The 24,854-nt window shown below is 74.3% G+C and carries 22 protein-coding genes; 15 read left to right on the top strand and 7 right to left on the bottom strand.

All coding sequences use genetic code 11. The features are described 5' to 3' along the window. Positions 1-14: 14 nt before the first annotated feature. Positions 15-665: a TRIC cation channel family protein gene (locus ABZ573_RS09015; RefSeq protein WP_151452445.1), complete on the top strand. Its 651-nt coding sequence runs from the start codon at positions 15-17 to the stop codon at positions 663-665. A 195-nt stretch (positions 666-860) separates the two neighbouring features. Beyond that, on the top strand, positions 861-2,591 hold the full coding sequence (locus tag ABZ573_RS09010) for a DEAD/DEAH box helicase (RefSeq protein ID WP_327030882.1): 1,731 nt from the start codon (positions 861-863) through the stop codon (positions 2,589-2,591). Between the two features lie 140 nt (positions 2,592-2,731). Here the strand turns inward: ABZ573_RS09010 and ABZ573_RS09005 are convergent, their stop codons facing one another. Both ABZ573_RS09005 and ABZ573_RS09000 read right to left on the bottom strand, forming a co-directional pair. Next, complete coding sequence (locus tag ABZ573_RS09005; protein WP_074474066.1) at positions 2,732-2,965, bottom strand: hypothetical protein; 234 nt, start codon at positions 2,963-2,965, stop codon at positions 2,732-2,734. Between the two features lie 244 nt (positions 2,966-3,209). After that, the gene (locus tag ABZ573_RS09000) at positions 3,210-4,820 is read right to left on the bottom strand and encodes an RNA polymerase sigma factor (protein WP_358116956.1); all 1,611 of its coding nucleotides are present in this window, start codon (positions 4,818-4,820) and stop codon (positions 3,210-3,212) included. Between the two features lie 288 nt (positions 4,821-5,108). Between ABZ573_RS09000 and ABZ573_RS08995 the strand changes: the two genes are divergently transcribed. After that, positions 5,109-5,924: an inositol monophosphatase family protein gene (locus ABZ573_RS08995; protein ID WP_151452448.1), complete on the top strand. Its 816-nt coding sequence runs from the start codon at positions 5,109-5,111 to the stop codon at positions 5,922-5,924. A 44-nt stretch (positions 5,925-5,968) separates the two neighbouring features. Here ABZ573_RS08995 and ABZ573_RS08990 read toward each other — a convergent pair whose 3' ends face one another. Next, the gene (locus ABZ573_RS08990) at positions 5,969-6,484 is read right to left on the bottom strand and encodes a LytR C-terminal domain-containing protein (RefSeq protein ID WP_192581217.1); all 516 of its coding nucleotides are present in this window, start codon (positions 6,482-6,484) and stop codon (positions 5,969-5,971) included. A gap of 435 nt (positions 6,485-6,919) precedes the next feature. Here ABZ573_RS08990 and ABZ573_RS08985 point away from each other — a divergent pair, with 435 nt between their 5' ends. Both ABZ573_RS08985 and ABZ573_RS08980 read left to right on the top strand, forming a co-directional pair. Beyond that, positions 6,920-7,216 carry a DUF4193 domain-containing protein gene (locus tag ABZ573_RS08985; RefSeq protein ID WP_013284790.1) on the top strand — a complete coding sequence of 99 codons (297 nt, stop codon included), beginning with the start codon at positions 6,920-6,922 and terminating at the stop codon, positions 7,214-7,216. Positions 7,217-7,355: 139 nt separating this feature from the next. Continuing rightward, on the top strand, positions 7,356-8,225 hold the full coding sequence (locus tag ABZ573_RS08980) for a hypothetical protein (protein ID WP_358116954.1): 870 nt from the start codon (positions 7,356-7,358) through the stop codon (positions 8,223-8,225). 163 nt (positions 8,226-8,388) lie between these two features. Here ABZ573_RS08980 and ABZ573_RS08975 read toward each other — a convergent pair whose 3' ends face one another. Next, a complete protein-coding gene (locus ABZ573_RS08975; RefSeq protein ID WP_327031172.1) occupies positions 8,389-8,889 on the bottom strand; it encodes a DUF3093 domain-containing protein in 501 nt (166 codons plus the stop codon). A 90-nt stretch (positions 8,890-8,979) separates the two neighbouring features. On the opposite strand from ABZ573_RS08975, the gene dut reads away from it, so the two are divergent. The 4 genes from dut to ABZ573_RS08955 all read left to right on the top strand — a co-directional run bounded on the left by dut (position 8,980) and on the right by ABZ573_RS08955 (position 11,475). Further along, complete coding sequence (gene dut, locus ABZ573_RS08970; protein ID WP_358116951.1) at positions 8,980-9,558, top strand: dUTP diphosphatase; 579 nt, start codon at positions 8,980-8,982, stop codon at positions 9,556-9,558. Positions 9,559-9,583: 25 nt separating this feature from the next. Continuing rightward, complete coding sequence (locus ABZ573_RS08965; protein ID WP_151452451.1) at positions 9,584-10,252, top strand: DUF3710 domain-containing protein; 669 nt, start codon at positions 9,584-9,586, stop codon at positions 10,250-10,252. 127 nt (positions 10,253-10,379) lie between these two features. Then, positions 10,380-10,760: an OB-fold nucleic acid binding domain-containing protein gene (locus tag ABZ573_RS08960; RefSeq protein WP_151452452.1), complete on the top strand. Its 381-nt coding sequence runs from the start codon at positions 10,380-10,382 to the stop codon at positions 10,758-10,760. A gap of 31 nt (positions 10,761-10,791) precedes the next feature. Then, the gene (locus ABZ573_RS08955; RefSeq protein ID WP_151452453.1) at positions 10,792-11,475 is read left to right on the top strand and encodes a DUF3159 domain-containing protein; all 684 of its coding nucleotides are present in this window, start codon (positions 10,792-10,794) and stop codon (positions 11,473-11,475) included. Positions 11,476-11,485: 10 nt separating this feature from the next. Here ABZ573_RS08955 and ABZ573_RS08950 read toward each other — a convergent pair whose 3' ends face one another. Together ABZ573_RS08950 and ABZ573_RS08945 are read right to left on the bottom strand one after the other, a co-directional pair. Next, entirely contained in the window at positions 11,486-12,175 is a 690-nt protein-coding gene (locus ABZ573_RS08950) for a TrkA family potassium uptake protein (RefSeq protein WP_132233250.1), read from the bottom strand. Positions 12,176-12,177: 2 nt separating this feature from the next. Beyond that, positions 12,178-12,843, bottom strand: a complete 666-nt coding sequence (locus tag ABZ573_RS08945) for a TrkA family potassium uptake protein (protein ID WP_151452454.1) — start codon at positions 12,841-12,843, stop codon at positions 12,178-12,180. A gap of 161 nt (positions 12,844-13,004) precedes the next feature. On the opposite strand from ABZ573_RS08945, the gene ABZ573_RS08940 reads away from it, so the two are divergent. From ABZ573_RS08940 to dxs, 4 genes are all read left to right on the top strand, one after another. Further along, entirely contained in the window at positions 13,005-15,080 is a 2,076-nt protein-coding gene (locus tag ABZ573_RS08940) for an APC family permease (RefSeq protein ID WP_151452455.1), read from the top strand. Next, positions 15,077-16,330: a TRAM domain-containing protein gene (locus ABZ573_RS08935; RefSeq protein WP_358116946.1), complete on the top strand. Its 1,254-nt coding sequence runs from the start codon at positions 15,077-15,079 to the stop codon at positions 16,328-16,330. Before ABZ573_RS08940 ends, ABZ573_RS08935 begins: the two co-directional genes overlap by 4 nt. Positions 16,331-16,339: 9 nt before the next feature. Beyond that, positions 16,340-17,509, top strand: a complete 1,170-nt coding sequence (locus tag ABZ573_RS08930; RefSeq protein WP_358116943.1) for an anhydro-N-acetylmuramic acid kinase — start codon at positions 16,340-16,342, stop codon at positions 17,507-17,509. A 117-nt stretch (positions 17,510-17,626) separates the two neighbouring features. Then, positions 17,627-19,579, top strand: coding sequence for a 1-deoxy-D-xylulose-5-phosphate synthase (gene dxs, locus ABZ573_RS08925; protein ID WP_327030886.1), 1,953 nt, complete (start codon positions 17,627-17,629; stop codon positions 19,577-19,579). A gap of 88 nt (positions 19,580-19,667) precedes the next feature. Here dxs and ABZ573_RS08920 read toward each other — a convergent pair whose 3' ends face one another. Further along, entirely contained in the window at positions 19,668-20,861 is a 1,194-nt protein-coding gene (locus ABZ573_RS08920; protein ID WP_151452459.1) for a hypothetical protein, read from the bottom strand. A 189-nt stretch (positions 20,862-21,050) separates the two neighbouring features. Here ABZ573_RS08920 and ABZ573_RS08915 point away from each other — a divergent pair, with 189 nt between their 5' ends. Continuing rightward, entirely contained in the window at positions 21,051-23,024 is a 1,974-nt protein-coding gene (locus ABZ573_RS08915; RefSeq protein ID WP_358116939.1) for a hypothetical protein, read from the top strand. Beyond that, complete coding sequence (locus tag ABZ573_RS08910; RefSeq protein ID WP_358116936.1) at positions 23,024-24,841, top strand: hypothetical protein; 1,818 nt, start codon at positions 23,024-23,026, stop codon at positions 24,839-24,841. The genes ABZ573_RS08915 and ABZ573_RS08910 overlap by 1 nt, the downstream gene beginning before the upstream one ends. Positions 24,842-24,854: the final 13 nt, after the last annotated feature.

Genomic DNA, 24,854 nt, shown 5'->3' with positions numbered 1-24,854 from the left:
CGTAACCTTCGCCGGTGACCACCTCCACCGCCCTGCTCCTCGCCGACCTCACCGGGGTGGCGGTCTTCGCCGCCTCCGGGGCCTCCGCGGCGGTGGCCAAACGGCTCGACCTCTTCGGCGTCGTCTTCGTCGGCTTCGTGGCCGCGCTCGGTGGCGGGATCTTCCGGGACCTGGCGATCGACGAGGCGCCGCCGCTGGCCTTCGGCGACTGGCGGTACGCCGCCACGGCCGCCGTGACCGCCGCGGCCGTCTTCTGGCTGCACCCCCAGTTCGCCCGGCTGCGCACCACCGTGCTGGTGCTGGACGCGGCCGGGCTGGCGCTGTTCACGGTCACCGGCACGGTCAAGGCCCTCGACGCCCAGGTGCCGGCGGTGGGGGCCTGCGTGATCGGCATGCTCACCGCGATCGGCGGCGGCCTCGGGCGGGACCTGCTCACCGCCGAGATCCCGGTGGTGCTGCGGCGGGAGATCTACGCCGTCGCCGCGCTCGCCGGCTCGATCCTCGTGGTGCTGCTGGACGCCCTCGGGCACGCCAACGCCGGCTGGCTCACGGCCGCGGCGGTCTTCGTCTTCCTGCTGCGCCTGGTGTCGCTGCGCCGCCGGTGGTCCGCGCCGGTGCCGACCACGCGGCCGTCCAGGACGGGCATGCGCGGCCGGCGGGAGTGACCCAGGGCGGCGCTCGTAACCGGGCGGAGGCGGTGGGACCGGCGTGGCCCGTATGTCGCGTGGGCCCGGCGGGGCGGCGCTGGTTATGCTGGGTCGGCCTTCGCGGCACCCACTGCGCGGAGGCGTTTTCATGGGCGGCGGTACCCGTGGCCCTCGCCCGGGGTCCGCCGTCAGGCGGTCGGAGAGGAGCTTCCCGTGGCGGCCCGGTTGCCGGCGATCGAGACGTTTCCGGCACTGCGCGCATGGCAGCGCAAGGCACTCGTGGAGTACCTGCGTCGGCGGGACCCCGACTTCACGGCGGTCGCCACCCCCGGCGCCGGAAAGACCACCTTCGCCCTGCGGATCGCCGCCGAGCTGCTCGCCGACGGCACCGTCGAGGCGGTGACCGTGGTGGCGCCGACCGAGCACCTGAAGACCCAGTGGGCGCAGGCGGCGGCCCGGGTCGGCATCCAGCTCGACGCCGCCTTCCGCAACGCCGACCTGCACTCCTCCGCCGACTTCCACGGCGCGGTCGTGACGTACGCGCAGGTGGGCATGGCGCCGCACGTGCACAAGCGGCGCACCCTCACCCGGCGCACCCTGGTCGTCCTCGACGAGATCCACCACGCCGGGGACAGCCGCTCCTGGGGCGACGGGGTGAAGGCGGCCTTCGAGGGCGCCGAGCGCCGGTTGATGCTCACCGGGACCCCGTTCCGCTCCGACGACAACCCGATCCCGTTCGTCGAGTACGAGCGGGGCGGCGACGGCCTGCTGCGATCCCGCGCCGACTCGGTCTACGGCTACGCCGACGCGCTGCGCGACGGCGTCGTGCGGCCGGTGCTCTTCCTGGCGTACTCGGGGGAGACGCGGTGGCGCACCAACGCCGGGGAGGAGCTGGCGGCGCGGCTCGGCGAGCCGATGACCCAGGACCTCGTGGCGCAGGCGTGGCGGACCGCGCTGGACCCGGCCGGCGACTGGATGCCGCAGGTGCTGCGAGCCGCCGACGCCCGGCTGACCGTGCTGCGCAACGCGGGGATGCCCGACGCCGGCGGGCTGATCATCGCCAGCGACCAGCAGACCGCCCGCTCGTACGCGAAACTCATCGCGCAGGTGACCGGCGAGCGCGCGGCGGTGGTGCTCTCCGACGACGTGGGCGCCTCGGCGCGGATCGCGACGTTCGCGGCGTCCGAGCAGCGCTGGCTGGTGGCGGTCCGGATGGTCTCCGAGGGCGTCGACATCCCCCGGCTGGCGGTCGGCGTGTACGCGACCAGCGCCAGCACCCCGCTCTACTTCGCGCAGGCGATCGGCCGGTTCGTCCGCGCCCGCCGCCCCGGTGAGACCGCCTCGGTCTTCCTGCCCAGCGTGCCGCACCTGCTCGGGCTGGCCAGCGAGATGGAGGTCGAGCGGGACCACGTGCTCGGCAAGCCCAAGGAGCGCGAGGGCTTCGACGACGACCTGCTGGAGCGCGCCCAGCGCGACGACCAGGCCAGCGGCGAGCTGGAGAAGCGCTTCGCCGCGCTCTCCGCCACGGCCGAGCTGGACCAGGTGATCTTCGACGGTGCCTCGTTCGGCACCGCCGCCCAGGCCGGCACCCCCGAGGAGGAGGAGTACCTGGGCCTGCCCGGGCTGCTCACCGCCGACCAGGTGGCCCTGCTGCTGACCAAGCGGCAGCAGGAACAGCTCGCGGCCCAGCGCCGTCGGGCCGCCAGGCCGGCTGAGGCGGCCGCTGCGGCGCCCACGGCGCCGCCGGCACCAATGAGTGCCGCCCAGCGTCGGGTCGCCCTACGCCGCCAACTGAACGGCCTCGTGGCCGCCCGGCACCACCGCACGGGGCAGCCGCACGGGAAGATCCACGCGGAGCTGCGCCGCCTCTGCGGCGGCCCGCCGAGCGCCCAGGCCACCATCGAGCAGCTCGAGGAACGCATCGCCACCGTCCAGACCCTCTGACGGCTGTCGACCGGCCCGCCACCGGTGCCCGGGATCGGGCGTGCCGGGCGGATCGGGCGTGCCGGGCGGGGGAGACGCAAAAGCCGGCCGGAGGCCCCCTCAGGGGGCCTCCGGCCGGCTATGTCGTGGGTTTGCGGATCTCAGTTCGCCATCAGATCGGCGCCACGCCAGCTGAACTCCGGGTCCGTCGCGAACCGCACGGTGATCTTCACGAGATCCTCCGCGTACTTGTTCGCGTGGTGCCCACAGAACACCAGCTCGCTCCCACCCGCCAGAGTGATCCGGAGCTTGCCGGCAGCATTGCAGCGGTCGCACCGTTCATCGGCGGCTGGGGGAGCCACCGTCTCGGGCGGCGGCGTGAGGGTCGGGGTCATCGCCTTCCTCCTCTGGTCGTCACCGATGAACACTCTCTTCGGTCTTTGCTCACCTATCGTGCAACACCCTGTCCCGGCGCTGCCTTCCCTGTGTGCCCGCGGGGGACCGAGGTCACACATGGCAGGGACAGTGTGCCGTGCACCAAGGGTGCCACGTCAACGATCACAATCGTGCAACCGAACGATCACCTTCCGACGTTGCACGCCAGGTGGTCAAAACGACACGTTCGGTTGACGATCGCGATCAGTCCAGGTAGTCCCGGAGCACCTGCGAACGCGACGGGTGACGCAACTTGGACATCGTCTTGGACTCGATCTGCCGGATGCGTTCCCGGGTCACCCCGTAGACCTGGCCGATCTCGTCCAGCGTGCGCGGCTGGCCGTCGGTCAGCCCGAAGCGCAGGCGTACCACCCCCGCCTCACGCTCGGACAACGTCTGCAGCACCTGCTGGAGCTGATCCTGCAGGAGCGAGAACGAGACCGCGTCGACCGCGACCACGGCCTCGGAGTCCTCGATGAAGTCACCGAGCTGGCTGTCGCCCTCGTCGCCGATGGTCTGGTCCAGCGAGATGGGCTCCCGGGCGTACTGCTGGATCTCCAGCACCTTCTCCGGTGTGATGTCCATCTCCTTGGCGAGCTCCTCCGGGGTGGGCTCGCGGCCCAGGTCCTGGAGCAGCTCGCGCTGGATGCGGCCGAGCTTGTTGATGACCTCGACCATGTGCACCGGGATGCGGATGGTGCGGGCCTGGTCGGCCATGGCCCGGGTGATCGCCTGCCGGATCCACCAGGTGGCGTACGTGGAGAACTTGTAGCCCTTGGTGTAGTCGAACTTCTCGACCGCGCGGATCAGGCCGAGGTTGCCCTCCTGGATCAGGTCGAGGAAGGCCATGCCGCGACCGGTGTAACGCTTGGCCAGCGAGACCACCAGCCGGAGGTTGGCCTCCAGCAGGTGGTTCTTGGCGCGCTCGCCGTCGCGCGAGATCCAGCCCAGGTCCCGCTGCATCTCGCGGGTGAGCTTCTCCTCGCCCTCGTCGGCAGCCCGCAGCCGCTCCGCGGCGTAGAGCCCGGCCTCGATCCGCTTGGCCAGCTCCACCTCCTGCTCGGCGTTGAGCAGCGGGACCTTGCCGATCTGCTTGAGGTAGGCCCGGACCGAGTCGGCGGAGGCGGTCAGCTCCGCGTCGCGACGCGCCTGCTTGAGCGCCTCGGACTCCTCGTCGTCCCACTCGAAGTCGTTGTCGCTGGCCGAGTTGGCGGCGTCGGTCTCGGCGGCGCGGGTCAGCTCCGCCGGCTCCTCGACGACCACGTCCTCGATCGCGGCGGCCAGCTCCTCCGGGTCGATGTCGCCCTCGGCGCCCTCGCCCTTGGCCTTGCCGCCGGCCTTGGCCGGCTTGGCGCCGGCCGCGGCGACCGTCGCCTTGGTGGCCCGGGTCGCCTTGGTCGCCTTCGCGGGCGCGGCGGCCTTGGCCGCCACCTCGGCGGTCGTGCCGGTGGCCTTGCGTGGGGCGGCCTTGCGCGGGACGGGCGCCGGGGCCTCGTCCGCGGCGGGCGCCTGCTTCGGGGCGGGCGCGACGGCCTTCTTGGTGGTCTTGGCGGTGGTGGCCCGGGACGCGGGAGTGGCCGATCGGGCGGCGGCGACGCGGCGGCGGGTGCTCGCCGAGCCGTCGACCACCACGGTCACTCCCGCCTCGGAGAGCGCCCGCAGGATCTTCTTGGCCTGGGCCGGAGTCACCTCGGCGGACTCGACGGTGCGCGCGAGCTGAGCCGACGTGAGCTGGCCGCCCGCGCTCTGCGCGTGGGCGATCAGAGTGTCGGTGAGCGAGCGAACGTCGGCGCCGGTCTGGCGGGGTTCTGTCACGAATGACCTTCCGGAGGCGAAGAGCGAGCACGGCCGGGTCGTCCGACGCAGAGCGGGGCACCTTGCCGGGCGATGTGGTTGAGGGACCCCCGTGTCCCGGGCCGGCCGGTCGTTGGCGGTCCGTCGCAGCGTGGGCAGGGGTGAATTGTAACGCCGTCTGCGGCGATCATCCCGCGCCGCACGGCGGACCGGCGGCGGGGACCGCCGATTCGACGTAGATGTGGACTTTGTAAGGATGGTACAGCGCGTGACCCGGAACACCCCGGCCGTGCGGGAAGGGGACGAACGATGGATCGCTCGGCGCCGGCGGAACTGCTGGACATCGCGGTCGAGGTGGCCCGGGACGCGGCCGCCACCGCGTACCGGATGAGGGTCGAGGGCGTGTCGGTGGCGGCCACCAAGAGCACGGTCACCGACGTGGTGACCGCCGCCGACCGGGCGGTCGAGCGGCAGGTGATCGACGCGCTGCGCCGGCTGCGGCCGGGCGACGCCGTCCTCGGCGAGGAGTACGGGGCGGGGGAGACCGGCCCGGTCGCCCCCGGCGGCGTCCGATGGATCGTGGACCCGATCGACGGCACGGTCAACTACCTCTACGGGATCCCGCACTGTGCGGTGTCGCTCGCCGCCGAGGTCGACGGCGAGGTGGTCGCCGGGGTGGTGCGCAACGTCAGCACCGGCGAGGAGTGGACGGCCACCGCCGGCGGGGGCGCCTGGCGCGACGGCGAGCGGCTGCGCTGCTCCACGGAGACCGATCTCGGCCAGGCGCTGGTCGCCACGGGATTCGGCTACGACCCGGGGCGCCGGGCGCACCAGGCCCGGGTGGTCGCCGAGCTGATCCCGCACATCCGGGACATCCGCCGGTTCGGCGCCGCGGCGCTGGATCTCTGCCTGGCGGCGGAGGGGCGGGTGGACGCCTACTACGAGAAGGGGCTCGCGGCCTGGGACCAGGCCGCCGGTGCCCTGGTGGCGACCGAGGCCGGGCTGCTGGTCGCCGGGCTGGGCGGGCTGCCGGCCGGCCCGGACCTGGTGATCGCCGCGCCGGCGGCGTTGTTCAAGCCGCTGCACGACCGCCTCGCGGACCTGGACGCCTCGGGCGGTCCCTGACCGGCCGGCGCCGTGCCCCCGGCGGGACCGGGGGCACGGCGTGGTCAGTCGTCCTCGGACATCGGGCAGGACTCGGCCGGTGCGACCGGCGCGCCGAGGTCGCCCAGGGACTGGTTGACCTCGGTGGTGGTGGCGAGCTGCTGGAAGCCGCCGCCGAGCACCACGTCGACGACGTCGTCGGTGCGCTTGGCGTCGTAGTCCCACTCGGCGTTGTCGAGGAAGTACGCCCGCAGCAGGTGCGCCGAGCCGACGCCCTTCGGGCCGTAGCGCAGGACCGCGATGTCGTCGATGTGCTTCTTCTCGTTGCCGACCTTCTTGACCTGGAACTTACGGTTGCGGAAGTCGTCCGCGACGGTGCTGGCCCGACCCGCTTCGTCGGTCGCGTTGTAGACGTTGATCTTGACGTCCTTGGGTTCCCGCAGGGTCACGTCGGCCATCGGCCAGCCCTCGGGGCAGCCTCCGGCGAGGCCGGCGCTGCTCTGGGTGTCGCGGACCAGTGCGACGACCACGAAGACGAGGGCCAGCACCGCCAGCAGGCCGACGACAACGAGTGCTCGCACTCGTGCAAAGCTCATCAGGGTGCTCCCCGGACAGTGGGTGGGTGGTGGCGGCCGCCGGTGGTCGGGCCGCCCCGCCGGCCGTCGAGTACGCCGCTGAGGTTAACGGTTGTCCGGCCGTCGCGTGGAAACAGCCGGACATGCCGGCGCGCCATCCGGGAACCGGGTAGTACTACCCCTATCTTCGTGTCGCCTGAGTCACATTGGGAACAACTTCGCGTGCGGGGGCGTACATCTCAGCCACGAGGGCGGTATACATGCCTCGCCAAATGGGGGGGTATGGTTCCGCGCTCGTCGGGTGTTCCTTGGGGATGCCTCCGTCCGTGCTGTCTTCGGGTCGGGTGACCGACACAAGTGGTGGCCGGCCAGCGGAACCGAAACAGCGTCGTCCGGCGTTACAACCGGAAGCGACAACATCGATATGGGAGAGTGAAACCGATGGCCACCGACTACGACGCCCCGCGTCGCGACGAGGTCGACCTCGGCGAGGACAGCCTGGAAGAGCTCAAGGCCCGACGCGTCGACTCACAGTCGGGCGCCGTGGACGTCGACGAGGCCGAGGTGGCCGAGAGCTTCGAGCTGCCCGGCGCCGACCTGGCGGACGAGGAACTCACGGTCAAGGTGCTGCCGATGCAGCAGGACGAGTTCCGGTGCGCCCGCTGCTTCCTGGTGCACCACCGCAGCCAGTTGGCGGTCGAGCGTAACGGCGACCTGATCTGCCGCGAGTGCGTCTGACACCGTGCGTCCGCACCAGCGGCGGCTCCCTCGTCGGGGCCGCCGCTGCCCGAGTCGCCGTGCGGCATTCCCGGGGACCTGCTTGACTCGTTGACGGGTGACCGTCATGACGACGTCGGTCCATTCGGGAGGTCGGTCCATGAGCGAGCGGAGCGAGTCCGGCGGCACGCGTGGCGCGGACCAGGGCCGCGCCGACGGCGCGGACGACCCCGTCGCGCGGGACGACCATGCCGACGCGGTGCCCGCGCGCGGCACGGACGAGCTGGGTGCCACCGTCGCGGCCCTGACCGCCGACGACGTCGAGCCGGCGCGCCGGCGGCAACTGCTCGGCCGGCTCGTCGGGCAGGCGCGGGCGCGTGGGCTGACCGACCTGTTCAAGCCGAAGAGCGCGGTGCGCTGGATGGTCGACACGGTCGCCGAGGTCGCCCCGCACGTGCCCGTACGCGACCTGGCCACCCTGCGCCGGCACTTCGACGGCCTGGACGGCGAGGCGTTGGCCGAGCGGCTGGTCCGCAACGCCGCGCGGACGACGGCCGGCATCGGCGCCGCCGGCGGGGGAGTGGCGGCGGTCGAGTGGGCGGTCGCCCCGACCCTGCTCTCCGCGCCGGTCCTGCTGGCCGCCGAGACGGTCGCCGTGGTGGCGGTCGAGCTGAAGCTGATCGGCGAACTGCACGAGGTCTACGGGGTCCCGGTGCCGAGCGGCGGCACCCAGCGGGCCGTCGCGCTGGTGCAGTCCTGGGCCGGCCAGCGGGGGATCAACCCGATGATGCCCGGTGTCGGGGTGGGCGCCGTGCTGGGCACCGCCGCGCGCAAGGAGCTGCGGGACACGCTGCTCAAGCGCTTCGGCCGCAACCTGACCACCCTCGGGCCCTTCCTCACCGGGGCGGCGGTGGCCAGCTACCTCAACCGCCGGGCCACCCGGACCATGGCGGACCAGCTCCGCAGCGACCTGCGTCGCCAGGCCAAGGCCCTGCCGGACGCCCCGCCGGCCCTCCCCGGCGCCCGCTGAGCGGGCAACCGGCACCGAGCACGGGCAGGGTCCCGAACGCCGCCGGACAGCGTCGGAGCGAACGGGCAGCGGCCGGACGGACGGACAGCGCCTGGGCGGCCGGGGCCCGAGCGGAGGGACCGGCGTCGGGCAGGGGGACGGCGCGACCGGGCGCCGGACGAACTCAGGTCCGGGCGGCGTCGCGGGCGGCGAGGAGCGCCTCGGCCAGCTCGACCGGGTGCCGGGTGCTGACCACCCAGAACGGGGTGGGGTCGGCCGGGTCGTCGAGGACCACCTGCACGGCGCCGGGGATCCACGGCCGCTGCACCACGAACGCCAGCGGGTCGGCGCCGACCCCGAGCACCTCACGCCGGCCGGCGGCGTCCAACGGGACGACGTCGGCGACGAACCGGACCGGCAGCCGGGCGTCGTCCACCCGCAGCTCGTCGTCGCGTACGGCGATCCGGATCCGGCCCAGCCAGGCCAGGCCGGCGACGGTCGCCGGGAGCAGCACGACGAAGGGCAGCCAGGCGCGGACGCCGGGGGCGCCCATCCAGACCTCGAGGGCCAGCAGCGTGGCCGCAGCCAGGCCACCCAGCCACAGCCACCAGGGCAGACCGAGCCGCTCGGCGTGCTGCGGGGGCACCGCCGCGGGCGGCGCCGGGGACGGCGAGGATGGTGACAGGCTCACTCCTGCGAGGGTACGGCGCACGACGGGCGACGGAACCGGCAGGATGGCAGGGTCACCCCAGGAAACGGACGGAAGAGGAGAACCGTGACCGACGTCGTACCCGTGCCCGTACGGCAGCTCGACCCCGAGCTGCCGCTGCCGGCGTACGCCCATCCCGGCGATGCCGGCGCGGACCTGGTGGCCGCGGCGGACGTCGAGCTGCCACCCGGCGGCCGGGCCCTGGTCCCGACCGGCGTGGCGATCGCGTTGCCCGAGGGGTACGTGGGCCTGGTCCACCCCCGTTCGGGGCTCGCCGCCAGACTCGGCGTGACGGTGCTCAACGCGCCCGGTACGGTCGACGCCGGCTACCGGGGTGAGATCCTGGTCAACCTGATCAACCATGATCGGGAGACACCGGCGAAGATCTCCCGTGGTGACCGCATCGCGCAGCTCGTCGTGCAGCGGGTGGCGCGGGCGGACTTCCGGCCGGTGGCCGAGCTGCCCGAGTCCCGGCGGGGGACCGGCGGCCACGGCTCCACGGGCGGCCACGGCGGCCTGGTGCCGTCCCCGGCGGACGGCGGGCAGGACGCGGCCCCGGCGGCGCCGGACGGACGGCGGTCGCCGGACGTGCGACGGGAAGAGCGGGACCGGGCAGGCGGCCGGACGGAAGAGGTGGCAGGGTGAGAGCGAACAGCGGAGGGTTGGCGCAGTGATCTTCTCCCGGAAGCGGGACAGTGCCGGACGGCACGCCCGTGACGAGCGGACGACCGAGGTCCTCGACTCGCACGAGGAGTCGACCCCGGCCCGCGGCCCGTACGACATCTCCGAGGCGCCCGAGGGGGTGCAGCGGCTCGACCTGGGCAGCCTGCACATTCCGGCGGTGCGGGATGTCGAGGTGCGGGTGCAGGCCGACCCGGAGGGCGTGATCCAGCAGGTCGTGCTCGTGCACGGTCCGAACGCGCTCCAGCTCGGTGTCTTCGCCGCGCCGCGCTCCGAGGGCATCTGGGACGAGGTGCGCGAGGAGATCCGCCAGTCGCTGTTCAACGACGGCGCGGCGGCCCAGGAGGTCCAGGGCGAGTACGGCACCGAGCTGCACGCCCGGGTGCGTACCCCGGACGGGCTGACCGCCCTGCGGTTCGTCGGCATCGACGGGCCGCGCTGGATGGTCCGCGGCGTCTACCAGGGCGAGGTGGCCACCGACCCGGCCGCCGCCGGCCCGCTGGCCGAGTGCCTCGACGGCCTGGTGGTCGACCGGGGCCAGGAGGCCAAGCCGGTGCGCGAGCCGCTGCCGCTGCGGCTGCCCCGCGAGGTGGCCGACCAGGCGGGCACCGAGGCACCGGCCGACGGTAACCCCGCGCCCGCGCCCCGCGAGGCCTGACCGACCGTCACGACGCGCCGGGACCGGCCCCGTCGGCGTACGCTGGCGGGACGGTTCCGGCGTCGCCGGGGTCGTCCCGGGTGCCGGCGACGCGTCGGCCCAGCGTGGAGAGGGTGACGCGGAGGTCATGTCGACCGACGAGGGCCGGGGTCCGCTGCGCCGCATGCTGCGACGGCTGACGGCGAGCGAGGCGGAGATCGAGGCGCAGGAGCTGCGCCGGGAGAGCGCCGAGCACGGCGGTGTACCGGCCGGGCAGTGCATGCGGGGCCAGGTGGTCTCGGTGGCCGGTCGGCTGCGTACGGTCGTCTACACCCCGCGGACCAACCTGCCCACGCTGGAGGCGGACCTCTACGACGGCAGCGACGTGGTCACCCTGGTCTGGCTGGGCCGGCGGCACATCGCCGGGATCGAGCCCGGCCGGCACCTGACCGCGCGCGGTCGGGTGGCGGTGCGCGACGACCGCAAGGTCATCTACAACCCGTACTACGAGCTGGAACCGCCGAAGTGATCCGGTGGCCGCGGCGGACGGAAGGCGTGCGATGACGACGGGACAGCACCGGGCGGCACAGCCGGAGAGCGACCCGCAGGGCGAGGAGCCGCTGCCCACCCTCGCCGAGCAGATGGCCGACCAGCTCGGCGGCTGGCGGGGCCTGGTCGAGTCCAGCATCCCGGTGGTCGTCTTCGTGCTGGCCAACATCATCGGCGAGCTGCGGCCCGCCGTGATCGCCTCGGTGGCCGTGGCCCTCGCGATCGCCGGGCTCCGGCTGGCGCAGCGCCGCCCGGTCCGGCACGCGGTCAACGGGCTCTTCGGCGTCGCCGTCGGCGCCGCGATCGCCTGGCGCACCGGCGACGAACGCGACTTCTACCTTCCCGGCATCCTCTACGGCATCGGCTACGGACTGGCCCTGCTGCTCTCGGCGGCGCTCCGGCAGCCCCTCGTGGGGTGGATCTGGTCGGTGCTGGTGGCCAAGGGCCGCTCGGAGTGGCGCGACGATCCGCGCCTGGTACGCACCTTCACCGGGCTCACCGTGCTGTGGGGCGTGGTGTGGCTGGCCAAGGTGGGCGTGCAGGCGGGGCTCTACCTCGCCCACCAGGACACGGCGCTCGGCGTGGCGCGGCTGGTGCTGGGTTACCCGCCGTACGTGCTGCTGCTGCTGATCACGGTCTGGACGGTGCGCCGGGTCACCCGGGAGGCGGAGTCCGAGGCGCTGCCCGGCGGCTGAGGCCGCCGCCTCAGCGCTGCTCGCGGGTGCGCTCGACGCTGTCCGCCCCGAGCACCACCGCGCGGACCGCGTCCTCGACCTCCGCCGTGCACACGAAGATCAGCTCGTCGCCGGCCTCCAACGGGTCGTCCGGCGTGGGCACCAGCACCCGCTTGCCGCGCAGGATCGCCACCAGCGCCGAGTCGCGGGGCAGCGGGACCGCGCGCAACGGCTCCCCGACGTACGGGGCGGTCGGCGGCAGGGTGATCTCCACCAGGTTCGCCTCGCCCTGCCGGAACGTCATCAGCCGGACCAGGTCGCCGACGGTGACCGCCTCCTCGACCAGGGCCGCCATCACCCGCGGCTTGCTCACCGCGACGTCGACGCCCCACTGCTCGGTGAAGAGCCACTCGTTCTCGGCCCGGTTGACCCGGGCCACCACCCGGGGCACCGCGAACTCGGTCTTGGCCAGCAGCGAGACCACCAGGTTGACCTTGTCGTCCCCGGTGGCCGCGACCACCACGTCGCAGCCGGCGATGTCGGCCTCCTCCAGGCTGGCCAGCTCGCAGGCGTCGGCCAGCACCCAGTCGGCGGCCGGCACCCGGTCGGGGCGGAGCATCCTGGGCTGGCGCTCGATGAGCATCACCTGGTGGCCGTTGTCGATCAGCTCCTGCGCGATCGAGCGGCCCACGTTGCCCGCGCCGGCGATGGCGATGCGCATGCTCACAGCCCTCCTTCCGGCGGCGCCGCCGCCACCGACGTGACCGTCTCCGCGATGTCGTCGGTGACCAGCATGAAGAGCTGGTCGCCCTCCTGGACGACGCTGGAGCGGGTCGGCAGCGTGCCGATGCCGAAGCGGATCAGGTACGCCACCCGGGCCCCGGTCGCCCCCTCCAGGGCGCGTACCGGCCGGCTGACCCAGTCCTTGTGCACCGGCACCTCGATGATCGACACCGTGCTCGTCGGGTCGCGGAAGATCTCCACGTTCCCCTCCGGCACCAGGTGCCGCAGCATCCGTTCGGCGGTCCACCGGACGGTGGCCACGGTGGGGATGCCGAGCCGCTCGTAGACCTGCGCGCGGCGCTGGTCGTAGATCCGCGCCGCCACCCGGGACACGCCGAACGTCTCCCGGGCGAGCCGGGCCGAGATGATGTTGGAGTTGTCGCCGCTGGAGACGGCCGCGAAGGCGTCCGCCCGCTCGATGCCGGCCTGCCGCAGCACCTCCCCGTCGAAGCCGGCGCCGGTGACGGTGATCCCGGCGAAGTCCGGGCCGAGCCGGCGGAAGGCGTCGGCGTCATGGTCGATGACCGCGACCGAGTGCCCCCGGGACTCCAGGCTGTAGGCGAGGGTCGAGCCGACCCGGCCACAACCCATGATCACGACATGCACCGCGTCCCTCCTCAAGGTGCGCCACACCGGCCGGTGAGCGTGCCGTCTGCGAGCCTGCCACGTTCCCGGCGCGAGTGCGGACCGACGGTACTCCGCCGGTCCGCCCCGCCGCGCTCGACCACCCCACGACGCCCACCCGGCTGGTCGTACGCTTGGCCGTTGTGGCCAGACCCACCTCGCTGCTGAAGCGGCTGCTCCTCGGTCGACCGTTCCGGTCCGACCGGCTCAAGCACACGCTTCTGCCCAAGCGCATCGCGCTGCCCGTGTTCGCGTCCGACGCGCTCTCCAGCGTCGCGTACGCGCCCGACGAGATCCTGCTGACCCTCTCCATCGCCGGCGCCTCGGCGTACTTCTTCTCGCCGTGGATCGCCCTGGCCGTCGTGGTGGTGATGCTCACCGTCGTGGCCAGCTACCGGCAGAACGTGCACGCCTACCCCTCGGGCGGCGGCGACTACGAGGTGGCCACGGTCAACCTCGGACCCCGGGCGGGGGTCGCGGTGGCCAGCGCGCTGCTGGTGGACTACGTGCTCACGGTCGCGGTCTCGGTCTCCTCCGGGGTGGCCAACCTGGGCTCGGTGGTGCCGTTCGTGGCCACCCACAAGGTGCTGATCGCGGTGACCGCGGTGGTGCTGCTCACCGCGGTGAACCTGCGCGGCCTGCGGGAGTCCGGCACGGCCTTCGCCATCCCCACCTACGGCTTCATCATCGTGATGGTCGGGATGCTGCTCACCGGCCTGGTCCGGGTGTTCGTGCTCGGCCACGACCTGCGCGCGCCCAGCGCCGGCCTGGAGATCCAGGCCGAGCACAGCGTCACCGGCTTCGCCCTGGTCTTCCTGCTGCTGCGCACCTTCTCCTCGGGCTGCGCGGCGCTGACCGGCGTGGAGGCGATCTCCAACGGGGTGCCGGCGTTCAAGGCGCCGAAGAGCCGCAACGCGGCCACCACGCTGCTGCTGCTCGGCACCATCTCGGTGGCGATGCTGGTCGGCATCATCTGGCTGTCCCGCCTCACCGGCCTGCAGTTCGTCGAGGACCCGCGGCTCCAGATCATCTCCGGCCCCGAGGGGTACGTGCAGAAGACCGTCACCACCCAGCTCGGGGAGACGGTCTTCGGCTCCGGCTCGGTGCTGCTCTTCGTGGTCGCCGGGGTCACCGCGCTGATCCTCTTCCTCGCCGCGAACACCGCGTTCAACGGCTTCCCGGTGCTCGGCTCGATCCTCGCCCAGGACCGCTACCTGCCCCGGCAGCTGCACACCCGCGGCGACCGGCTGGCCTTCTCCAACGGCATCGTCTTCCTGGCCGTCGCCGCGATCGTGCTGATCGTCGGCTTCCAGGCCGAGGTGACCAAGCTCATCCAGCTCTACATCGTGGGCGTCTTCGTCTCCTTCACGCTCTCCCAGGCCGGCATGATCCGGCACTGGAACCGGCACCTGAGGACCGCGCGGGACCCGCAGGCGCGCCGGCGGATGCTCCGCTCCCGGGCGATCAACACCTTCGGCATGGCGATGACCGGCGCGGTGCTGATCGTCGTGCTCGTCACGAAGTTCCTGCTCGGCGCGTGGATCGCCATCGCCGCGATGGCGATGATCTACGTGCTGATGCTGGGCATCCGCCGGCACTACGACCGGGTCGCGGCGGAGCTGACCCCGCCGGACGAGGGCCGCGCCGTGCTGCCCGCCCGCAACCACGCCGTCGTGCTGGTCAGCAAGCTGCACAAGCCGACGCTGCGGGCGATCGCGTACGCCCGGGCCACCCGGCCGGACACGCTGACCGCGGTGACCGTCAACGTCGACGAGAAGGACACCCGGGAGTTGCAGGCGGAGTGGGAGCGGCGGGACCTGCCCGTCCCGCTGACCGTGGTCGACTCGCCGTACCGGGAGATCACCCGCCCGATCCTGAACTACGTGGCCGGCGTCCGCCGGGAGTCGCCGCGCGACGTGGTCACGGTCTTCATCCCGGAGTACGTGGTGGGGCGCTGGTGGGAGCACCTGCTGCACAACCAGAGCGCGCTGCGCCTGAAGGGCCGGCTGCTCTTCGAACCGGGGGTGATGGTGACCAGCGTGCCGTGGCAGCTCGCCTCGACCGCCGGCAAGGACCTGGACCGGCTGGACGCCACACTGAGCCGGGGGCCGGCACGCGGCCCCCGGGTCGCGCCGCGCGGCACCCTGCCGCCGAGCGTCCCGCCCGTCGTGTCCGCGCCGCCCGGCGAGAGCGGCCAGAGTGGTGGAGGTGAACGGTGAGGGCGCACGGTAACGACCGGGGGCTGGAGGAGGCCGAGCGGGTCGAGCTGACCGTGGGGGCGGTCGCGCCCGGCGGGCACTGCGTCGCGCGGGTGGACGGCCAGGTGGTCTTCGTCCGGCACGCGCTGCCCGGCGAGCGGGTGGTCGCCGAGGTCACCGAGGTGCACAAGGGGTTCGTCCGGGCCGACGCGGTGAGCGTGCTCGAGGCCGCCCCGGACCGGGTCGAGCAGCCCTGCCCGTACGCGAAGCCGGGCCGGTGCGGCGGGTGCGACCTGCAACACGTCGCCCCGGCCGCCCAGCTCGACTGGAAAGCGGCGGTGGTGCGCGAGCAGCTCACCCGCCTCGGCGGGCTCACCGAGGCCGAGCTGGACGCCCTCGGCGTCCGGGTCGAGGCGCTGCCAGGCGGGCCGCTCGGCTGGCGCTCCCGGGTCCGCTACGCCGTCGACGGGGCGGGCCGGGCCGGCCTGCTCAAGCACCGCTCGCACGAGGTGGTCCCGATCGACCGCTGCCTGATCGCCCACCCGGCGATCCGCGAGCTGCCCGTGCTGGCCCCGACCGGGGCGCGCTGGCCGGACGCGGACGCGGTCGAGACCGTCGCCTCCACCGGCGGGGACGTGGCCGTGACCGCCGTCGCCGACGGGACGCCCCGCACGGTGAGCGGCCCGGACCGGGTCCGCGAGGTGGCCACCGGCCGGGAGTGGACGCTGCCGGCGTCGTCGTTCTGGCAGGTCCACCCGGCCGCCGCCGACACCCTGGTCGACGCCGTGCTGGAGCTGGTCGACCCGCGCCCGGGGGAGCGGGCCTGGGACCTCTACGGCGGGGCGGGGCTCTTCGCCGCCGCGCTCGCCGGCCGGGTCGGCGACGCGGGCCGTGTCACCCTGGTCGAGTCGGCGGCGCAGGGCGTCGCCGCCGCCCGGGAGAACCTGCGCGACCTGCCCCGGGTGGAGGTCGTGCCGGCCCGCGTGGAGACCGCGCTGGCCCGCCGCCGGATCACCGGCCCGGTCGACGTGGTGGTGCTCGACCCGCCGCGCTCCGGCGCGGGCGCCCGGGTGGTGCGCGACGTCGTGGCCGCCGGTCCCCGCGCGGTGGCGTACGTGGCCTGCGACCCGGCCGCCTTCGCCCGCGACGTGCGCACCTTCGCCGGGCTGGGCTGGCGGCTGACCGTGCTGCGCGGCTTCGACCTGTTCCCGATGACCCAGCACGTCGAGCTGGTCGGTCTGCTCCTGCCGCCCGACGGAGCCGCCCGCTAGCCTGACGCCATGAAGATCGTCGGACTGATGTCGGGGACCTCCTACGACGGGGTGGACGTGGCCGCCGCCGAGTTCACCCTCGACGGGGACACGCTGCGGCTGCGCCCGCTGGGGCACCGCGCCCTCGACTACAACGACGAACTGCGCGAAGCGATCGGCGCGCTGCTGCCGCCCGGGAGCACCACGATCGAGGCGGTCTGCCGGCTGGACAACCGCCTCGGCGAGGTCTTCGCCGAGGCGGCGGCCCTCGGCGTCGAGCTGGCCGGCGGCGCGGTCGACGCGGTGGTCTCGCCCGGGCAGACGGTCTTCCACTGGGTCGCCGACGGGCGCGCCCGGGGCACCCTGCAACTGGGCGCGGTGGCCCGGGTGGCCGCCCGGGTGGGCGTACCCGTGCTCAGCGACCTGCGCTCGGCGGACGTCGCGGCCAGCGGGCAGGGCGCGCCCCTGGTCCCGGCGTTCGACGCGCTGCTGCTCGACCCGGCCGACGACGCGGCCCCACGCGCCGCGCTCAACCTGGGCGGCATCGCCAACCTCACGGTGCTCGCGCCGGGCGCGTCGGTGCTCGGGTACGACGTCGGGCCCGCCAACGCGCTGCTCGACGCGGCGGCCCGCCGCCTCCTCGGGCGCCCCTGCGATCTCGACGGTGCCCGCGCGGCGGCCGGTCGGGTGCACCCCGGCCTGCTCGACGCGCTGCTCGCCGAGCCGTACTACGCGGCCCCGCCGCCCAAGTCGACAGGCAAGGAGCTGTTCCACGCCGGCTACCTGGACGCCCGGCTGGCCGCCCTCGGCGAGGCGGTGCCGGCCGACGACGTGCTCGCCACCCTGACCGAGCTGACCGCCCGGGTGGTGGCCGCCGAGTGCGACCGGCACGGCGTGGCGGAGGTGGTGGCGGCCGGCGGCGGGGTGCGCAACTCCACCCTGACCGCCCGGCTGGCGGCCCTCGGGGCAGGGCGCTGGCGGCTGCGCACCACCGACGAGCTGGGGGTGCCCGCGCAGGCCAAGGAGGCGTACGCGTTCGCCCTGCTGGGCTGGCTCTCCTGGCACGGGCTGCCCGGCGCGCTGCCCTCGGTGACCGGCGCCGACCGGGCCGCCGTGCTGGGCTCCTGGACCCCCTCCGGGCCGGCGTACCGGGGCGCCCCGGCCGTCCCGGCGCCCCGGCGGCTGCGGATCGCGGCCTGACGCCCCCGGCCGCCCGCGATCCATCCGGGGGCTGACCAGGCGCTCAGCACCCCCGGTCGGTGGGCGGGCGTCCGGGCCAGCCTGCGGAGTGTCGGACGGCCGATAGACTCTTGCGTCATGAGCGTTGAAGAGGGCACGGTCCACCACACCGGGCTGCTGGCCACCGTCCGGGGTCCGCAGGACGTCAAGCGGATGTCCGCCGAGGAGTTGGACGTCCTCGCCGCCGAGATCCGTGACTTCCTGATCGCCAAGGTCTCGCGTACCGGCGGGCACGTCGGCCCCAACCTGGGCGTGGTCGAGCTGACCCTGGCCATGCACCGGGTCTTCGACTCGCCCCGCGACCGGTTCCTGTTCGACACCGGCCACCAGGCGTACGTGCACAAGATCGTGACCGGGCGGCAGGCCGGCTTCGACCGGCTGCGCCAGCGCGGCGGCCTCTCCGGCTACCCGAGCCAGGCCGAGAGCGAGCACGACCTGATCGAGAACTCGCACGCCTCCACCGCCCTGTCCTACGCCGACGGCCTGGCCAAGGCGTACGCGCTGCGGGGCGAGCAGCGCAGCGTGGTCGCCGTGGTCGGCGACGGCGCGCTCACCGGCGGCATGTGCTGGGAGGCGCTGAACAACATCGCCACCGCCCGCAACCCGCTGGTGATAGTGGTCAACGACAACGGCCGGTCCTACGCGCCGACCATCGGCGGCCTCGCCGACCACCTCTCCTCGCTGCGGCTCAATCCCGGCTACGAGAAGGTGCTCGACACCGTCAAGGAGGCACTCGGCTCGACGCCGCTGGTCGGCCGGCCGATGTACGAGGTGCTGCACGCCGTCAAGCGGGGCATCAAGGACGCCGTCGCCCCGCAGGCGATGTTCGAGGACCTCGGCATCAAGTACGTCGGCCCGGTCGACGGGCACGACGTGGCCGCGGTCGAGTCGGCGCTGCGCGCGGCGAAGAACTTCGGCGGCCCGGTGATCGTGCACGCCGTCACCCGTAAGGGCTACGGCTACCGCCCGGCCGAGGAGGACGAGGCCGACTGCCTGCACGGCCCCGGCAGCGCCTTCGACATCGAGACCGGCAAGCTGGTCGCCGCCCCGTCGGTGAAGTGGACGCACGTCTTCGCCGACGAGCTGGTCGCGATCGCCGACGAGCGGCCCGACGTGGTGGGCATCACCGCCGCGATGGCCGAGCCCACCGGCATAGCCAAGCTGGCCCGCAAGCACCCGAACCGGGTCTACGACGTGGGCATCGCCGAGCAGCACGCGGCCACCTCCGCCGCCGGCCTGGCCCTCGGCGGGCTGCACCCCGTGGTGGCGGTCTACGCGACCTTCCTCAACCGCGCCTTCGACCAGGTCCTGCTGGACGTGGCGATGCACCGGCTGCCGGTGACCTTCGTGCTGGACCGGGCCGGCATCACCGGCCCCGACGGGCCCAGCCACTACGGCATGTGGGACATGTCCGTCTTCGGGGTCGTGCCGGGCCTGCGGATCGCCGCGCCCCGCGACGCCGCCACCCTGCGCGAGGAGCTGCGCGAGGCTGTGGCCGTCGACGACGGCCCCACCATCGTCCGCTTCCCGACCGGCACCGTCGCCGCCGACCTGCCGGCCGTGCGCCGGGTCGGCACCGTCGACGTGCTGGCCGAGGCGGCGCGCAAGGACGTGCTGCTGGTGGCGGTCGGCTCCTTCGGCCACCTGGGCATGGAGGTGGCCACCCGGGTCGCCGGGCAGGGCTTCGGGGTGACCGTGGTCGACCCGCGCTGGGTCCGCCCGGTCCCGGCCGAGCTGGTCGAGCTGGCCGCCGGGCACCGCCTCGTGGTCACCGTCGAGGACGGCGTCCGGGTCGGTGGCGTGGGTGACGCCCTCGCCCAGGCGATGCGGGACGCCGACGTCCGGGTGCCGCTGAAGGACCTGGGCGTGCCAGCCGACTGGCACCCGCACGGCACCCGCGCGCAGATCCTCGCCGACCTCGGCCTGACCGCGCAGGACGTGGCCCGCGACGTCACCGGCTGGATCTCCCGGCTGGACGTCGAGCCGGTCGAGCCGGTGATCGCCGCCGACGACGCGACCGCACAGAACTGAGTTCCAGACCGCCGACGGCGGGTGCCCCGGGAGACCGGGTCACCCGCCGTCGGCGTCTCGCGTGCCGGTCAGCGGAGCCGACGCCGGGTCAGCGACCGCCGAGGGAGCGGTAGTGCGTCTTCTCCGCCTCGGCGAGGCTGAACGTCTCCGACCGGGTCGGCGCCGGCACCACGACCAGCCCCGGCCGGTCCACCAGCCGGGGCGTGTCCGGCGGCGTGGACAGCGAACTGTCAGCGGTCGGCCGCCAGCTCAGCACGGCCAGCGGCTGCCCCGGTACCGGCAGCGTGTACGTCTGCAACGGGTTGGAGCGGTCGGCGGGGGAGACCACCGGTGTGCCCCCGTCGGCGGGGCGGTAGACCACGGCGGTCATCGTGCCGTCGGCCGTCTCCCAGCTCAACTGCTCCAGCTCCGCCGGCTCCCCGCCGCCGAGGGCGACCTCGCCGAGGGTGCGTACGGTCAGCTTGGTCATCGGCCACGACGACGGGACCGAGCGCGGCGCGTCCCGGTCGCCGATGCGCCGGGGGACGCTGCCGAACGGGCCCTCCTCGCCGGCGAGCGCGCAGGTGTCCAGGCCCGTGAGGGCCCGCTTGCCGGAGCCGCTCTCGTCGCGGACGAGGGGGTAGCGCGGGTCGGTGGTGCCGGTGCCGAGGTCCAGCAGCCGGTCGGCGGCGCGGCCCCGGGGCAGCGCCTCGGTGGCCCTGAGCGTGGCGGTAACCGGCACCGCCCGGCAGGCCGGCACGGTCACCGGCTCGGTGAGGCCGTCGGTGTGCCGCAGCGCGCGGCCGTCCGGCCCGAGCAGCCGCTGCACCCGGCCCGACGTGAGGTAGCGCCGCCCGTCGGAGGTGTGCACGGGGAGCACGTCGGAGTAGACGAGGTAGCCGGGGTCGGTGTACTCGGCGGCGCGGGTGACCGCGTACCGGCCGTCCTCGGTGGTGACCTGGAGCAGCCAGGAGGCGCTCTCGCCGGGCACGTCCGCGGCGACCAGGGCCAGCGGCGCGCCGCCGACCTCGCCGGACCAGAGGATCCCGGACGTGGGCAGGTGCACCCGGTCGTCGGCCGGTGACCGCCAGTCGCGTACCGCCTCCGTCACCGCCGACCGGACGGCGGCGTCGCCCGCCAGGGTGCCGCGTGGCGGCCAGACCGTCAGGTCGCCGTCCAGGCTGTCGTAGCCGACCCGCAGGTCGCCCGGCTGCCGGTCGGCCACCGGCCCGCAGGCGGTCGCGGTGAGCAGCAGAGTCAGCAGTGCGGTGGCCGTGATGCCGCGCCGGCGGACTGGAGCCACCTGTACGCCCCCTCGATCGCCTCAGCCGTCGTTCAACGGAAAGCGCCATAGTACGAGATGTCGGATCACCGGGACGCGCCACCTCGCCCACCGTCCGTGCGCAGGTCGCGGGCGGTGGGCGATGCCGACCACAGAGGACACTGCCGTGGTTTCAGGGTGAATGTCCCGCTCGGGTAGACTCCGCCGACTGTGACGCCTGCCGAGACCCGCGCCGAATCCTGGTCGGAATCCGACGCCGCCGCGGCCCCCGCGTCCGAACCCGTGGCGCCGCCCGTGGGCGGCGGCGCCGGTGACCGTACGCCGGACGGGGCCGCCCGCGCCGACGAGGCCGACGCTCCCGGCGCGGCCGTGGCCGCCACCGAAGCGACCGACGCCGCCGCCCCCTCCGGCGAGGCCCGCGGGGCGGACGGCGCGGCCCGGCCCCGGCGGTGGACCCGGCGTCGGCAGGACCTCACGGTCTTCGGCCTGTTCCTGCTCGCCGCGGTGTGGGTCACCAGCCAGATCTGGGTGGACCCGGCCGGCCGGGTGGCCTCGCTCTACAGCAGCGACCCGGCCCAGGTGCAGTTCTTCCTCGCCCACTCGGTACGCGTGGTGCTGCACGGCGAGTTCCCGTTCTTCACCGAGCAGTTCAACTACCCCGACGGGGTCAACCTGATGGCCAACACGGCCATCCTCGCGCTGGGCATCCCGATGGTGCCGGTGACGCTGCTCTTCGGGCCGGCCGTGACCTTCGTGGTGCTGGTCACGCTCGCGCTCGCCGGCACGGCCTCGGCCTGGTACTTCGTGCTCTCCCGGCACGTCGTGCGCAGCCCGCTGGCGGCGGCCGTCGGCGGCTGGTTCTGCGGGTTCTCGCCGGCGATGCTGTCGCACGCCAACTGGCACCCCAACATCATCTCGCAGTTCCTGTTGCCGTTCATCGTCTGGCGGGTGCTGGTCATCACCCGGTCCCGACGGCCGTGGCGCGACGGCGTGCTGCTCGCCCTGATGGTCACCGCCCAGGCGTTCATCAACGAGGAGATCCTGCTCTTCACGGCGCTCGCCTGCGGGGTGTTCCTGCTCGCCGTGCTCGCCCAGCGGCCCGGGCTCTGGTCGGCGGCGTGGCGACCGCTGGCCAAGGCCCTCGCGATCTGCACCGTGCTCGCCGGGTCGCTGCTGGCGTACCCGCTCTACGTCCAGTTCGCCGGGCCGATGGCGTACCACGGCCTGAGCGACGCGGTCCGCGACTACGGCAACGACATCGCGGCCTTCTTCGCGCCCGGCTCGCCGACGATCGGCGGCGACGAGCGCGCCAACGTCAACCTCGCGCCGAACTACTCCGAGGAGAACGCCTTCTTCGGTTGGAGCCTCGCCCTGATCGCCGTCGGCATCGTGGCCTGGCTGCGCCGGGAGATGCTGGTCCGGGCGCTCGCCGCGACCGGGGCGTTCTTCGCGGTGCTCTCCCTCGGCGAGCGGGTGTCCTGGTGGCACCGGGAGCTGTTCACCGGGCCCTGGGAGTGGCTGGTCCGGCTGCCGCTGCTCGACGCGGTGGTGCCCACCCGCTTCGGCCTGATCACCAGCGTGGTGGTGGGCATCCTGCTGGCGCTCGCCGTCGAGCGCTCCCGGACGCTGCCGGTCGAGCGGCGGACGCTGCGTACGCTCACCGTGGCCGGGCTCGTCCTGGCGCTGCTGCCGATCGCGCCGATGCCGCTGAAGGTGACCTCCCGCCCGCCCGTACCGGACTTCATCACCGCCGACCGGTGGCGCGGCTACGTCGGTGAGGACCAGACGCTGGTGCCGATCCCGGTGCCGAACATGGGGCACACCCACGGGATGCGCTGGGCCGCCTCCACCAACCTCGACTTCAAGATCCCCGGCGGCTACTTCCTGGCGCCGCGCAACGGCAACACCGGCGACCCCGGCCGCTTCGGCGGCCGGCCCAGCGGCGTCGGGCGGCTGCTGGAGGAGGTCGCCTCGACCGGCCGCATCCCGAAGCTGGACGACCGGCAGCGCCGCCGCTCGCTCGACGAGCTGCGGCACTGGCGGGCGGCGGTCCTGGTGCTCCCGGTCGGCCAGCACCACTCCGAGCAGCTGCGGCGCACCGTCGAGCAGCTTGTCGGTCCCGGCCGCCGGGAGCTGGACGTCTGGGTCTGGGACGTCCGGGCGCTGACCGACCAGCCGACCTGATGACCGCCCCGGCGGCGACCGGCACCGCCGGGGCGGCACCCGCCCGGCGGTCCCGCCGGCTGCCGGTGCGCGCGCCGGACGCGCTGGTCGTCGCCGGCTACCTCGCCCTGGCGGTGCTGCTGACCCTCGGCCAGTGGGGTCGCCCGGGGCGGCTGTTCCACCAGGCGGGGGACCAGGTCCTCTTCGAGTGGATGCTGGCCCGCGCGGCCCGGGCGGTGACGGGCCTGGAGAACCCGCTGTACAGCGGGGAGCTGAACGCCCCGGACGGGGTGAACCTGATGGCCAACACCTCGGTGCTGGGCCTGGGCGTGCCGCTGACCCCGGTCACCCTGCTCTTCGGCTCGCAGGTCGCGTTCCTGGTGGCCGTGGTCTGCTGCCTCGCCGGCACCGCGACCGCCTGGTACGCGCTGCTGCGCCGCCGGCTCGTCGACTCCCGGGCGGCGGCGGCCGTCGGCGGGCTCTTCTGCGGCTTCGCCCCCGGCATGGTCGCGCAGGCCGGGGCGCACCTGCACATGGCGGCGCAGTTCCTGGTGCCGGTGATCCTGGCGCTGGTGTTCCACCCGGACCCGCGCCGGGTGTGGCGGCACGGGACGCTGCTCGGGCTGCTGGTGGCGTACCAGGTCTTCCTCGGCGAGGAGGTGCTGGTCTTCCTGGTGCTCGCCGCCGGGACGTTCGCGCTGGCGTACGCGGTGGCCGACCGGGAGAGCGCGCGTCGGCGGGCCCCGGCGCTGCTCGGCCGCCTCGCGGTCGGGGTGGCGGTGGCGCTGCCGCTGCTGGCGTACCCGCTGTGGTTCCAGTTCTTCGGCCCGGGCCACTACCGGGGGATGCCCTTCCACGCGTACGGCTACCAGCTCGACGCCGCGTCCTTCACCGCCTCGGCGCGGCAGACGGTGCTCGGCGACGACCACCTGCCCGGCCTGCTCGCGCCGAACCCCACCGAGGAGAACTCCTTCTTCGGCCCGGGGCTGCTGGTGCTCGCCGTGGTGATCGTGATCTGGCTGTGGCGCCGGCCGCTGGTCCGCGCGCTGGCCGCCTGCGGGCTGCTCTTCGCGCTGCTCTCGCTGGGCGAGCAGGTCCGCCTGGACGGCACGTCCACCGGCATCCCCGGGCCGTACCGGCTGGTCGCCGAGCTGCCGCTGCTCGACCACGCGGTGCCGGCGCGCTTCCCGCTGGTCTGTGTTCCGGTGCTGGGCATCCTGCTCGCCCTCTCCCTGGACCGGCTGCGCCCCGCGGCCGGGGCCGACCGGCTGCGCCCCGGGGACGGGGCCGAGGCCCGGGTGGGCGCCGTGCCGGTGCGGCTGCTCTGGGGCGGGGCGGTGGCCGCCGCGCTGCTGCCGCTGATCCCCACCCCGATCCGGACCGTGCCGGCCTGGCCAGTCCCGGCGTTCGTGGCCGAGGGCGGCTGGCGGGCCCACGTCCCGCCGGGCCGGACCCTCGTCCCGGTGCCGCCGGTGACCGGTGCGGGGCTCAGCCCGGCGATGCTCTGGTCGGCCCGCACCGGGCTGGCCTTCCCGGCCCCGGGCGGCTACTTCATCGGCCCCCGGGGCGCCGACGACCCGGCCGCCCGGTGGGGCGCCCCGGACCGCCCCACCGCCGAGCTGCTGCGCCGGGTGGCCGAGACCGGCGAGGTGCCGGTGGTCACCGACGAGCACCGCCGGCAGGCGGTCGAGGACCTGCGGCACTGGCGCGCCGCGCTGGTGGTGCAGGGCGGACTGCACCACGGCGACCCGGTGCGCCGTACGCTCGACGCGCTGCTCGGGCCCGGCCGGGAGGTGGCCGGCGCCCACGTCTGGGACGTCCGTCCGCTGGTGGGCTGACGGCTCAGCCCCG

This window comes from Micromonospora sp. NPDC007220, assembly GCF_040634035.1.
Classification (GTDB): domain Bacteria; phylum Actinomycetota; class Actinomycetes; order Mycobacteriales; family Micromonosporaceae; genus Micromonospora; species Micromonospora reichwaldensis.
This window is presented reverse-complemented; position numbering and strand designations above follow the sequence as displayed.